This window comes from Bradyrhizobium sp. Mp27, from assembly GCF_029953005.1.
Classification (GTDB): Bacteria; Pseudomonadota; Alphaproteobacteria; order Rhizobiales; family Xanthobacteraceae; genus Bradyrhizobium; species Bradyrhizobium barranii.
Genome location: NZ_JASAUS010000022.1, coordinates 1 through 12,493 on the forward strand (window position 1 = coordinate 1; position 12,493 = coordinate 12,493).

The 12,493-nt window shown below is 64.8% G+C and carries 11 protein-coding genes and 1 pseudogene; 2 read left to right on the top strand and 10 right to left on the bottom strand.

Annotated elements, in window-relative coordinates; genetic code table 11:
* Positions 1 to 109: 109 nt before the first annotated feature.
* Positions 110 to 553: pseudogene (locus QJT78_RS14420) on the top strand (hypothetical protein); the annotation flags it as partial.
* A 7-nt stretch (positions 554 to 560) separates the two neighbouring features.
* On the opposite strand, the gene QJT78_RS14425 reads toward QJT78_RS14420, so the two are convergent.
* The 9 genes from QJT78_RS14425 to miaA form a co-directional block, all read right to left on the bottom strand.
* Positions 561 to 1,412 (bottom strand): SDR family oxidoreductase, encoded by an 852-nt coding sequence (locus QJT78_RS14425; RefSeq protein WP_038942285.1) that lies wholly within the window; start codon positions 1,410 to 1,412, stop codon positions 561 to 563.
* 473 nt (positions 1,413 to 1,885) lie between these two features.
* Positions 1,886 to 2,905, bottom strand: a complete 1,020-nt coding sequence (gene ilvC, locus QJT78_RS14430; RefSeq protein ID WP_028147723.1) for a ketol-acid reductoisomerase — start codon at positions 2,903 to 2,905, stop codon at positions 1,886 to 1,888.
* A gap of 132 nt (positions 2,906 to 3,037) precedes the next feature.
* On the bottom strand, positions 3,038 to 3,640 hold the full coding sequence (locus QJT78_RS14435) for a LysE family translocator (RefSeq protein WP_038942286.1): 603 nt from the start codon (positions 3,638 to 3,640) through the stop codon (positions 3,038 to 3,040).
* A gap of 7 nt (positions 3,641 to 3,647) precedes the next feature.
* Complete coding sequence (locus tag QJT78_RS14440) at positions 3,648 to 4,478, bottom strand: EamA family transporter (protein WP_281460257.1); 831 nt, start codon at positions 4,476 to 4,478, stop codon at positions 3,648 to 3,650.
* A gap of 49 nt (positions 4,479 to 4,527) precedes the next feature.
* Positions 4,528 to 5,223, bottom strand: coding sequence for a class I SAM-dependent methyltransferase (locus tag QJT78_RS14445; protein ID WP_028147720.1), 696 nt, complete (start codon positions 5,221 to 5,223; stop codon positions 4,528 to 4,530).
* 3 nt (positions 5,224 to 5,226) lie between these two features.
* Positions 5,227 to 5,769 (bottom strand): acetolactate synthase small subunit, encoded by a 543-nt coding sequence (ilvN, locus tag QJT78_RS14450; protein WP_014493064.1) that lies wholly within the window; start codon positions 5,767 to 5,769, stop codon positions 5,227 to 5,229.
* Between the two features lie 23 nt (positions 5,770 to 5,792).
* Positions 5,793 to 6,764 (bottom strand): threonine dehydratase, encoded by a 972-nt coding sequence (locus QJT78_RS14455; RefSeq protein ID WP_028147719.1) that lies wholly within the window; start codon positions 6,762 to 6,764, stop codon positions 5,793 to 5,795.
* 4 nt (positions 6,765 to 6,768) lie between these two features.
* Positions 6,769 to 8,544: an acetolactate synthase 3 large subunit gene (locus QJT78_RS14460; protein ID WP_028147718.1), complete on the bottom strand. Its 1,776-nt coding sequence runs from the start codon at positions 8,542 to 8,544 to the stop codon at positions 6,769 to 6,771.
* Positions 8,545 to 8,939: 395 nt separating this feature from the next.
* Positions 8,940 to 9,896 carry a tRNA (adenosine(37)-N6)-dimethylallyltransferase MiaA gene (miaA, locus tag QJT78_RS14465; RefSeq protein ID WP_038942287.1) on the bottom strand — a complete coding sequence of 319 codons (957 nt, stop codon included), beginning with the start codon at positions 9,894 to 9,896 and terminating at the stop codon, positions 8,940 to 8,942.
* 11 nt (positions 9,897 to 9,907) lie between these two features.
* Here miaA and serB point away from each other — a divergent pair, with 11 nt between their 5' ends.
* A complete protein-coding gene (gene serB / locus QJT78_RS14470) occupies positions 9,908 to 10,813 on the top strand; it encodes a phosphoserine phosphatase SerB (RefSeq protein ID WP_038942288.1) in 906 nt (301 codons plus the stop codon).
* A gap of 120 nt (positions 10,814 to 10,933) precedes the next feature.
* Here serB and QJT78_RS14475 read toward each other — a convergent pair whose 3' ends face one another.
* Positions 10,934 to 12,433 carry a Do family serine endopeptidase gene (locus tag QJT78_RS14475; protein ID WP_028147715.1) on the bottom strand — a complete coding sequence of 500 codons (1,500 nt, stop codon included), beginning with the start codon at positions 12,431 to 12,433 and terminating at the stop codon, positions 10,934 to 10,936.
* Positions 12,434 to 12,493 lie beyond the last annotated feature (60 nt).

Consider the following 12,493-nt stretch of genomic DNA (forward strand, 5'->3'; position numbering starts at 1 on the left):
TGAAGCTCTTGCCCGGGAAACAAACTCAAACTAACAGTCCCTTGTCCTGCCTCGCGGGTGGAGGAATTTGACTGACCACACCCGGAGGAATTTGAAGTGACCCGCGGGGGCTGCGGCGCTCGCGTGGCTGTGGCCTAATGCCTGGGCCCGCTGGCAGCGCCGCAACCGCCGCTATCTGGGCCTGAGCTTTGCGACCTCCCACGCCATCCACGCAGGCGCGATCGTTGCCTTCGCCAAAATGGACCCGGCCGGCTTTGCGGAGGCGACTTCAACCGCCTCCTACATCTTTGGCGGCATCGGCTATGCGTTCATCATCGCCATGAGCGCGACCTCGTTCGACCGCACCGTCGCGCAGCTCGGGCCGCAGGCCTGGCGCGTGCTGCACCTCGTCGGCGGCTATTACCTCTGGTTCCAGTTCATGGTGTCGTTCGGCAAGCGCGTGCCGGCGATGCCGCTCTATGCCGCCTTCCTCATTCCGCTGCTCGCCGTGATGGCGCTGCGGCTGATCGCGATGGCCGCCCACCCCCGCCGACGCACGGCCGAAGCGAGCTGAACGTCGATCAGCCCTGCGGCAGGAACCCGAGGCGCTTGGCAATGATGCGATCGACGGTCCGTTTCGGCAGCAATGCGCCGATCAGATGGCGCAGCGGGTCCGGCGTGATCTGGTAGCGCACCTTGGGGCTCGCGGCGGTCAGCGCCTCGAACACGATTTCGGCGATCCGCTCGGCCGGCAGACCCTTCGCACCGAGGTCCATCATGAACGCCATGACCTTGTTCAGCGCCGGCAGATAGGGCGAGTTCTGGTAGACGGAGAGATCGATCTCTTCGGCCTTGCTCCAGATCGGCGTCTTCACTGCGCCCGGGGCGACAATGATGACGTCGATCCCGAACAGCATCAGCTCGCGCCGCAGGCTCTCGGACAGGCCTTCGATGGCGTGCTTGGAGGTGCAGTAAGGCGCCGACAGCGGATTGCCGTTCTTGCCGGCGACCGAGCTGATCATCACGATCCGCCCCTTCGGCCCCTTCAGCGATGGGTCCGCGCCGAGCAGCGGCCCGAAGGCTTGCGTCGCGATGACCGGGCCGATGACGTTGATGTCGATCTGGCGGCGGAAATCGTCGACCGACAATTCCAGGACCGGGCCCGCGACCGCAATGCCGGCATTGTTGACGAGGCCCGCCAGCGTCTCGCCAGCCAGCACCTCGCGAACCTGGCGCGCAGCGGCGAGCACGGCGGCCTCGTCGGTAACGTCGAACAGGAGCGGCGTGAAGTTCGCGCCGAACTCACCCTTGAGCCGGTCGGCGTCGGCCTGCTTGCGGACGCTGCCGAAGACGCGGTAGCCGCGCCCGATCAGAAATTTCGCAATGGCCCAGCCGATGCCGGTGGACGCGCCGGTGACGACGACAGATCGCATAGACCCCTCCCCCTCAAGTTCCCGCGATCATGGAGAGAAGGATGTGTCAGTGCAATCCCAACCAACGCTCAAAGGGACGTCGCGGGTGTCGATTCTTAAGATGAAGCGGCGCGCGAACTTCGCGACATGAGATTGGTTGCGCCGTGAGGATGCAGATGAAGATCCGAATCCTCGATCTTGAAGACGCTGGGCTTTTGGCGATCGCGAGCTTCTGGAGAAGTTATGAAAACGACGCGAGACCAAGAATGTGGTTTAGGCGTCAGTTCTTCGCGCTCAGAGGGCATGTCAGCTCGCGAAGAATTTGAATGAAGCAGCAATGCTTCGCGCGAGATGAAAGGAGCAAGACCGCCGTTCGCGATCTCGCTCCGATGTAGTCGAGAAGGTTTAAAATTTGGTTTGGCGAGCGAAGCTTGTGTTTCGCTCGTCATTCCGGGGCGCGACGAAGTCGCGAACCCGGAATGACGGCGCAGCCGTCAGTTCTTGCTCTTGTCGACCAGCGCGCCCTTCTTGATCCAGGGCATCATGTCACGGAGCTTCGCGCCGACTTCCTCGATCGGATGCGCGGCGAGCTTGGCGCGGGTCGCCTTGAACGAGGTCTGGTTGACCTTGTTTTCGAGCATCCAGTCGCGGGCGAACTTGCCGCCCTGGATGTCGGCGAGAACGCGCTTCATCTCGGCCTTGGTCTCCGCGGTGACGATGCGCGGACCGGTGACGTACTCGCCGTACTCCGCGGTGTTGGAGATCGAGTAGTTCATGTTGGCGATGCCACCTTCATAGATCAGGTCGACGATCAGCTTCACTTCGTGCAGGCACTCGAAATAGGCCATCTCCGGGGCGTAACCGGCTTCGACCAAGGTCTCGTAGCCGGCCTTGATCAGTTCGACCAGGCCGCCGCAGAGCACGACCTGCTCGCCGAACAGGTCGGTCTCGCACTCTTCCTTGAAGGTGGTCTCGATGATGCCCGCACGACCGCCGCCGACAGCGGAGGCGTAGGAGAGGCCGAGGTCATGGGCATTGCCCGAGACGTCCTTGGCGATCGCGATCAGGCAGGGCACGCCGCCGCCGCGCTGATACTCGGAGCGCACGGTGTGGCCGGGCCCCTTCGGCGCGATCATGAGCACGTCGAGGTCGGCGCGCGGGTCGAGCAGGTTGAAGTGGACGTTGAGGCCATGCGCGAACACGAGGGCGGCGCCCTTCTTCATGTTGCCGTGCAGGTGCTCGCGATAGATGTCGCCCTGGAGCTCGTCCGGGGTCAGCATCATGACGAGGTCGGCCCATTTGGCGGCTTCGGCGACTTCCATCACCTTGAAGCCGGCGGCTTCCGCCTTCTTGACCGAGCCCGAGTCCTTGCGCAGCGCAATGGCGACTTCCTTGACGCCGGAGTCCTTGAGGTTGAGCGCATGGGCGTGGCCCTGGCTGCCATAGCCGACGATGGCGACCTTCTTGCCCTTGATCAGGTTCAGGTCGGCGTCGCGATCGTAATAAACACGCATAGTCGTTTCCTCGTTCAGGGCCAGAATCGGCCAAAGGTCAGTGTCCGAAGGGTGAAATTTGCGGATTTCGGGGGCTGTCTAGAGCATTTTCAGCCCCTAGGGAAACCCGTTTCTGCATGGAAATCCGCGACATCATGCATCCATGAAAACGGGGTAGAGGGAGGCGAGCAGCAGGAGCGCCATCACGATATTGAAAGCGCGAACCAGCCGCTCCGAGGTCAGTACCGGTCGTAGTGCAGTGCCGAACAGGGCCCAGACCACCGTCGAGACCGTGCCGACGAGCAGGCTGATCAGGGTCTGGATCGCGATGTTCAGGGGGAATTGGGCGATGGCCGCATAGGCGGTGATGGTGCCGATCACGATCACCCAGCCCTTGGCGTTGATCCACTGGAACATCGCCGCGCCCCAGAAGGTCATCGGGCCACGGCCGTCCTCCTCGCCCGGCTTGGCCGGCCCCGAGAAGGCGATCACCGCGGCGAGGTAGATCAGGTAGGCGGCGCCGGCATATTTCAGGATGCTCTGGAGGATGGGATAGGCCAGAAACACCGTGCCGAGCCCGAGGCCGACGGCGCCGACCATGAAGGCGAAGCCGATCGTGATGCCGGCGATATGCGGGATGGTGCGGCGGAAGCCGTAAGTCAGTCCCGACGACAGCAGCATGATGTTGTTCGGCCCCGGCGTGAAGAACATCACGAGGGCGAAGATGATGAAGGCATAGAGCAGCGACTGGGACATGCTCACCTCACGCGGTCTTCGGCAGCGGCTGCGGGCGCCTCGCCAGCACCATCACCGCGATGCCGCCGATGACTGTCAGCATCCCGGCCAGCCGCAACGGGCCGAACTTCTCGCCAAACACGATGCTGGAAGCGGCCGAGCCGACGAACGGCACCAGCAGCGCGAACGGCACCACTTGAGCGGCTGGATAATCACGCAGCAGCCGGCCCCACAGCCAATAGGCGATGCTGGTCGAGATGGCGCCGATCGCCAGCAGGCACACGAGGCCAGTCGGCGACATATGGATCAGCGACTGGAAGGTCGGCGCCGGCCCGTTGACGACCAGCGCCAGCGCGAACATCGGCGCGCCACGGGCGCCGCGCAGCAGGAGATTGCCGACGGCAAAGCAAATCGGGGCGATCATCAGCACCGCGAAGGCACCAACGCTGAAATCGTAACCGACGGTGCCGCAGATCAAGAGCAGGCCGACTGCGGCGACGACGATGCCAAGCGTCTGCACCGGCGTCGGCCGCTCGCCGAATGCGATCGCGGCAAAGCCGATGGTGAACAACGCCTGGCTCTGCACGACGACGCTGGTCAACCCCACCGGCACACCGTGGGCGATGCCATAGGCCTGGCTCAGGAACTGGCCGAGGAACAGCGTGAAGCTGATCGCGATCAGCAGCGACCAGGCGATCTTCGGCTTGGGAATGAACAGGCAAGGCACCGCGGCAATGGTGAAGCGCATCGCCGTCATCAGCTCCGGCGAAAACTCGTCGAGCGCGATCCGGCTCGCCACGAAGGCAAGCCCCCAGATGACCGCCACCAGAATGGCGATGAAGATATCGGCCGGCTTCATTGTTGTTCTCGGTTCTGCTTTGTCGCGCAGCCCTGTTTGTTGTTCTGTTCTAGCCTTGCTCGCCGGCTTTCGGTTTCCGCAGCAGATAAGTGCCGTGCATGGGCGCGTGGTAGTCGACCGAGACCAGCGTGAAGCCGACATCGGTCAGCATCCGTTCCATCACCCAGCCGAAGGTGGAATATTCGTCGCGCATGTGCGTGACGACGCTTTCGCGCGAAAAATCGTGGTTCTTGATATGGAAGTCGGCCCATTGCTCGACGTCGCGCTCGATGGCGTCGGGCATCGAGGCGTAGACGATGTCGCGCAGATAGAAGCTCGCGCCCGGCTTCAGTGCACGGTGGATCCGCGACATCGCCACCGCCTTCCAGAAATCCGGCAGATGGTGCAGCGTGAACTCGCTGACGATCAGATCGTAGGATTCCGGCTGGTAGGCGAAGCTGAGCAAGCCGGCCGACTGCGTGCGCACCGGCGCCTTGCGGTCGCGGGCGTAGATCTCGGCGAGCGCCAGCATCGCCGGCGAGATGTCGATGGCGTCCACCTCGGCACCCATCAGCGCCGCTTCGGTCGCGAGCACGCCGTTGCCACAGCCGATATCCGCGATGCGCCAGCCGCGCTGCACCCCGAGCATTTTCAGCGCGGCGCGCGCCCGCAGATCGGCATCGTCATGGGCGTCGTAGATCGAGGCCACTGCGGGCTCGATCCCCATCCGGTTGCGCTCGTTGTAGTACCAGTCGCGCGCCAGCATGGCTCACATCCCCTCAGGCCCGCGGCCAATCGCGGCAACGCCGGTGCGCGACACCTCGACAAGGCCGAGCGGGCGCATCAGGTCGATAAACTGGTTGATCTTGTCCGTATTGCCTGTGATCTCGAACACAAAGCTCTCGGTGGTGGCGTCGATCACGCGGGCGCGGAACGCATCCGCCAGCCGCAGCGCCTCGACACGATGCTCGCCCTGCCCGCGCACCTTCACCATCGCAAGCTCGCGCTCGATCGAGCGCTTGGTCAGGGTCATGTCGACGACGCGATAGACCGGGATCATGCGGTCGAGCTGGTGCTTGATCTGCTCGATCACCATCGGCGTGCCCGTGGTGACGATGGTGATGCGCGACAAGTGCTTCTGGCTCTCGGTCTCCGAGACGGTGAGACTTTCGATGTTGTAGCCGCGCCCGGAGAACAGCCCGATGACGCGCGCGAGCACGCCCGGCTCGTTCTGCACGAGCACCGAGAGCGTATGCGTCTCGTTCGGATCGTGGCGGTCTTCGATGAAATAGGCGGATGCCGGCTGGTTCATGGTCGTCCCCTCTTGTCTCTCCGTCACGCCATCGCTGGCGCCTCTCCCCCGACCCAACTGCGGAACAGATCGAAATCGATATTGCCGCCGGACAGCACGAGACCGACGCGCTTTCCTGACAGCTTGGTCTTCTCCTGAAGCGCCGCGGCGAGCGAGGCTGCGCCGGCACCTTCGGCGAGATTGTGCGTGTCGGTCCAGTAGGCGCGGATCGCGGCGGCGACCTCGTCGTCGGAAACCTGCACGATGCGCGCGGCCCCCTTCCGGATCAGCGCGAACGCGTCTGCGTCGGGAATGCGCGTTGCCATGCCGTCGGCCAGCGTGTTGCTGGTCTTCGTCGTCACGACTTTGCCGGCCGCGAACGACAGCGCGTAGGACGGCGCTTCGGTCGACTGCACGCCGACGATCTCGGTCTTCAGGCCGAGCAGGTCGCGCGCCATGATGCAGCCGGAGATTCCAGAGCCCTGCCCGATCGGCACATAGAGAACATCGAGATCCGGCGCCGTCCGGAACAGTTCGAGCGCATAGGTGGCGACGCCGAGCACGAGATCCGGATGGAACGACGGCACCATATGCAGGCCGGTAAACTGCGCGCGCCGCTGCGCCTCTTCGGCGGCCGCCTGAAAGTCCTCGCCATGCTCGACCAGCTCGGCGCCAAACGCCTTCATCGCCCGGTTCTTCTCGACCGAGTTGCCGCGCGGCACGTAGATCACTGCCGGCACGCCGTGGCGGCTCGCGGCAAAGGCCAGGCTCTGGCCATGGTTGCCCCGCGTCGCCGAGATGATGCCGGGTGTATTCGGCCGCTCGCGCTTCAGCCTTTCGAGATAGACGAGACCGCCGCGCACCTTGAAGGCGCCGATCGGCGTATGGTTCTCGTGCTTGACGATGACCTGCGTCCCGAGGCGCTCGGCGAGCAGCGGCCAGCCGCGTGCCGGCGTCGCCGGCACCGCCTGCCCCACGATCGCATGTGCGCGCTCGAGCTCCGTCAGGTCGAACATGACGTCACACCAGCGCCTTGCCGCCGGCGAACGCCTTTGCTGTGGCCTCGTCGTTCGCCTGCTCAGGCAACAGCATCTCGTTGTGCGCCTTGCCGGAGGGGATCATCGGGAAGCAGTTTTCGAGCGCCGCGACGCGGCAGTCGAACAGCACCGGACGCTTGACCGAGATCATCTCCTGGATGGCACCGTCGAGATCGGAGGGCTTGTGCACCTGGATGCCGACGCCGCCATAGGCTTCCGCGAGCTTGACGAAATCCGGCAACGCCTCCGAATAGGAATGCGACAGCCGGTTGCCGTGCAGCAGCTGCTGCCATTGCCGCACCATGCCCATGTACTGGTTGTTCAGGATGAATATCTTGATCGGTAGTTCGTACTGAACCGCCGTCGACATCTCCTGCATCGTCATCTGCACCGAGGCATCGCCCGCGATATCGATGACGAGGCTGTCGGGATGGGCAACCTGCACGCCGATCGCGGCCGGCAGGCCGTAGCCCATGGTGCCGAGACCGCCCGACGTCATCCAGCGATGCGGCTCCTCGAAACCGAAGAACTGCGCCGCCCACATCTGGTGCTGGCCGACTTCCGTCGTGATGTAAGTGTCCCTGCCGCGCGTCGCCTCGAACAGGCTCTGGATCGCGTGTTGCGGCAGGATCACGTCGTTGCTCTTCTTGTAATAGAGCGAATTGCGGGCGCGCCACTGCGCGATCTGCTGCCACCAGGCCTTGATGTCGGGCTTCTTCGCTTCCGCCTTGAACACCTGGAGGATGTCGCCGAGGATGTTGCCGCAGTCGCCGATGATCGGCACGTCGACACGGATGTTCTTGTTGATCGAGGACGGATCGATGTCGATGTGGATCTTCTTCGAGCCCGGCGAGAACGCATCGACGCGGCCGGTGATGCGGTCGTCGAAGCGCGCGCCGACGCACAGCATGACGTCGCAATCGTGCATGGTCATGTTGGCTTCATAGGTGCCGTGCATGCCGAGCATGCCGAGCCAGTTCTTGCCCGACGCCGGATAGGCACCCAGACCCATCAGCGTGGAGGTGATCGGGAAGCCGGTGACCTCAACCAGCTCACGCAGGAGCTTGGTCGCCTCGGGGCCGGAATTGATGACGCCGCCACCGCTGTAGATCACCGGACGCTTGGCATTGGCGAGCAGCGACACGGCCTTGCGGATCTGCGTCGCGTCGCCCTTCACGCGCGGCGCGTAGGAGCGGTGCACGTCCGACTTGCGCGGCGGATGATAGGTGCCGGTCGCGAACTGCACGTCCTTGGGCACGTCGACGAGCACCGGGCCGGGACGGCCGGAGGTCGCGACATAGAAGGCCTCGTGCAGCACCTTGGCGAGATCGTTGACGTCGCGCACCAGCCAATTGTGCTTGGTGCAGGGCCGCGTGATGCCGACCGTGTCGCACTCCTGGAAAGCGTCGTTGCCGATCAGATGCGTCGGCACCTGGCCGGAGATGCAGACCAGCGGGATCGAGTCCATCAGCGCGTCGGTCAGCGGCGTCACCATGTTGGTGGCGCCGGGACCGGAGGTCACCAGTGCAACGCCCGGCTTGCCGGTCGAGCGCGCATAGCCCTCGGCGGCGTGGCCCGCGCCCTGCTCGTGGCGGACCAGGATGTGCTGGACCTCGCTCTGCTGGAAGATCTCGTCATAGATCGGAAGCACGGCGCCACCGGGATAGCCGAAAATGTCGGTCACGCCATGATCGATGAGCGCGCGGACGATCATCGCGGCGCCGGTCATCTGGTTCGGATCGTGGCTCTTGTCGCTCATTGTCTTGCTCCGGATGCGCTGTTGTCAGCGGCTTCGTTCGTGTCGGGTTCGGGAAATAAAAAAGGCCCCGAAGAGGGCCCATGCACACCGCCTGTCTTGGATGGCAGCTAGCCACCCCCGGCGGTGTGCCTGGGTACGACGGCGATAAGGAGTTTGGTAATAATGTTACGCATGGCAGGCGCTCGGCTTCCCAAAGGTTGCGCGAAACATAACGGCCAAAGCCCGGATGTCAAGGCGATGCGGCCGTTCCCGCGCGATTTTGGCAGTGTAGCGGTGTTCCCGGGGTTCGGCGAGAGGTAAATGCGGGAACCCGGGCACAAAAGCGCGTCAGTCCCCGCTCGTCATTCCGGGGGCGATGTTTCGCATCGCCCCGGAATGACGATGGAGCGAGGCCCTCACCCCTCTTCCCGCTCCGCATTCACGATGGCGGCGAGCCACCCCCTCGCCTCCTCGGGTTTGACCCATTCGAATTCGGGCAATTGGTGCCGGAACCAGGTGAATTGCCGCTTGGCGTAGTGGCGGGTGTCGGCGCGACCGATCATGGCGGCATCGTCCAGGCCGATCTCACCGCGCAGATGCCGGATCAGGGCCGGCACGCCATGGGCTTTCATCGCCGGCAGCAGCGGATCGAGATGTCTTGCGGCGAGCCGCTCAACCTCCCTCAACGCGCCGGCACCGAGCATGGCATCGAAACGGGCATCGATGCGGGCATAGAGCTCGTCGCGCTCGGGGGCGAGAAACACCGCGTGAAAACTGTCCTTGGGCAGCAGCGGCGGCTGGCCTTCATGGTGCCAGTCGAGCAGCGAACGGCCCGTCGCTTCGACCACTTCGAGCGCGCGCGCGATCCGGGTGCGGTCGCGCAGGTTCAATCGTTCCGCGGCGCGCGGATCACGGCGTGCAAGTTCCTCATGCAGCGCCTCGACGCCGTTCTGCTCCAGCCGCGCGCGCACGCCCTCACGTATTTCGGCGGGAATCGGCGGCACCACGGAGAGCCCCGCCGTCAGCGCCTTGAAATAAAGGCCCGTACCGCCGATGAAGATCGGCAGGCGGCCTTCGGCTTTCGCCTCTTCCAGCGCATTCGTCGCGTCGACCACCCAGGCGCCGGCCGAGAAATTCACGGCCGCATCGACGTGGCCGTAGAGACGGTGCGGCGCACGTCCTTCCTCGCCATGTGTGGGGCGCGCGGTGATGATGCGGAGGTCGCGATAGACCTGCATGGAATCGGCATTGATGACGATTCCGCCCGTACTCAGGGCAAGCTCGACCGCCAGCGCCGACTTGCCGCTGGCGGTCGGGCCTGCGATAAGCACGGCCTTGCCAACATGCCTTCTGCTGACTTGCCCCTCGCTCACGAAAACCTCAAATGTCCCTCGTCGCCACGCTGATCTGCAATCCCGACAATCCCGCGCTCGACAGCACCATCGTCGACGGCGCCCGCGCCGTGCTGCCCCAGGCGCAACCTGCGCACTGGCTGTTCGACGGGGTTGCGGTCGACATTCCCTTCGGCGCGCAGGATAACCTCCAAGGCGACCGTCACGCCATCGAACAGCGGTTGCGCGAGCTTCGCGGCGACCTTCCCATCGACATCGTGGTGCAGCCAGTCGGCTTCCGGCGCAAGAAGCTTTTTCTCGCCGACATGGATTCCACCATGATCGGCCAGGAATGCATCGACGAGCTCGCCGATCTCGTCGGGATGAAGGCCCACGTGGCCGCCATCACGGAACGCGCGATGCGCGGCGAGATCGAGTTCGAGCCGGCGCTGCGCGAGCGCGTCGCGCTGCTGAAGGACCTTCCCGCCGGCGTGGTCGACGAGGTGCTGGCCAAGCGCATCACGTTGACGCCGGGCGGCCGCGAACTGGTCGCGACCATGCGCGCCCACGGCGCCTATACCTGTCTCGTCTCGGGCGGCTTCACGCTGTTCACGCGCGCGGTCGCCGCCAAGCTCGGCTTCCAGGAGAACCGCGCCAACGAGCTCGTCGTCCGCGACGGCAAGTTCACCGGCGAGGTCAAGGAGCCGATTTTGGGCCGCGCGGCAAAGCTTGCAACGCTGGTGGACCTGATGGAGTCGTTCGATCTCGACGACATCGACTCGGTCGTGGTCGGCGATGGCGCCAACGATCTCGCGATGATCCAGGCGGCGGGGCTGGGCGTGGCGTATCACGCCAAGCCAGCGGTCGCGGCTGCGGCCGCCGCGCGGATCGACCATGGCGATCTCACCGCGCTGCTTTATGCGCAGGGGTATCGGCGGGACGAGTTCGTGGAGGCGTAAATCTCAACATCGTCATGCCCGGGCTCGTCCCGGGCATCCACGTCTTGGTCGGTCCACGTTGCAAAGGCGTGGATGGCCGGGTCAAGCCCGGCCATGACGAGCAGCAAGAGCGAGTGCCCTTTACTGCACGCTCAGCGCCACAAACCGCAGCTCGCCGTCGGCGTTGGAGACGAGCAGCAGCACGGACTTCTTGCCGTCCTTCTTGAGCTGGTCGACCCGCTTCTGGACGTCGGCGCCGCTCGACACCGCTTCCTGCGCAACCTCGACGATGACGTCGCCGGCGGAGAGGCGCTTCTCGGCAGCGTCCGAATTGGCCTCGACATTGGTGACGACCACGCCCTTGACGCTGTCCTTGATCTTGTAGCGCGTGCGCAAATCCTTGCTGAGCGCCGCAAGATCGAGACCGAGCGCCTTCTGCGTCACCAGCTTCTCGGGCGCCGGCTCGTCGGTCTTCACCGCGGCCTGCACCTTGTCGGGATCCTGGAGACGGCCGAGCGTGACCTTCTTGGTCTCCTCCTGGCCCTTGCGGATGATGACGACATCGACTTCCTTGCCGACCGCCGTGTCGGCGACGACGCGGGAGAGATCCTTGGGGTCCTTGACGTCCTTGCCGTCGAACTTGACGACGACATCGCCGGGCTCGATGCCGGCGGGCTTGGCCGGGCCCTTGTCGTCGACGCCGGCGACCAGCGCGCCGCGCGCGGGCTTGATGTTGAGGCTCTCGGCGATCTCGTCGGTAACGCTCTGGATGCGCACGCCGAGCCAGCCGCGGCGCAGTTCGCCGAACTGGCGGAGCTGGTCGACCACCGCGACAACCGTCTTCGACGGCACGGCAAAGCCGATGCCGATCGAGCCGCCGGAGGGCGAGATGATCAGCGTGTTGACGCCGATGACGTCGCCATCGAGGTTGAACAGCGGACCGCCGGAATTGCCGCGGTTGATGGAGGCGTCGGTCTGGATATAGCTGTCATACGGCCCCGAGGAGATGTCGCGGTTCTTGGCCGAGACGATACCAGCCGTCACCGTGCCGCCGAGGCTGAACGGATTGCCGATCGCGATCACCCAGTCGCCGAGGCGCAGCTTGTCGGAGTCGCCGAACTTCACGGCAACCAGCGGCTTCGGCGGCTTGAACTTCAGCACGGCGAGGTCGGTCTTCTTGTCGACGCCAACCAGGTCGGCCTTGATCTTGGTGCCGTCGTTGAGGATGACGTTGATCTCGTCGGCGTCCGCGATGACGTGGTTGTTGGTGACGACGACGCCGGCGGTGTCGATGATGAAGCCGGAGCCGAGCGAGTTGGTCTTGCGGGGCGGGTTGTCACCGCGCTCGCCGCCCTTGCTGCCGCCGCCGGGGCCGCGGCGGTTCTTGAAGAAGTCGTCGAAGAACTCCTCGAAGGGCGAGCCGGGCGGCAGTTGCGGCATGGTGTTGCTGCCGCCGCCCTTGGCTTCGACGGTCTGCGAGGTCGAGATGTTGACGACCGCGTCGATCACCTTCTCGGCGACGTCGGCGATCCCGTCCGGGCCGCGCGCGAGGGCCGGCGTGCCGAACGCGCTGAATGCACTGACGGCGAGCGCGGCCAGCCCTAAGCGCAAGCGGGTCGGGGCAATGGTGGCAGCGGTCATTGGTATCTCCAGAGAAAAGGATCAGGCGCCAAGGATTCGCCTCCAAGACTGCGCTCGAAC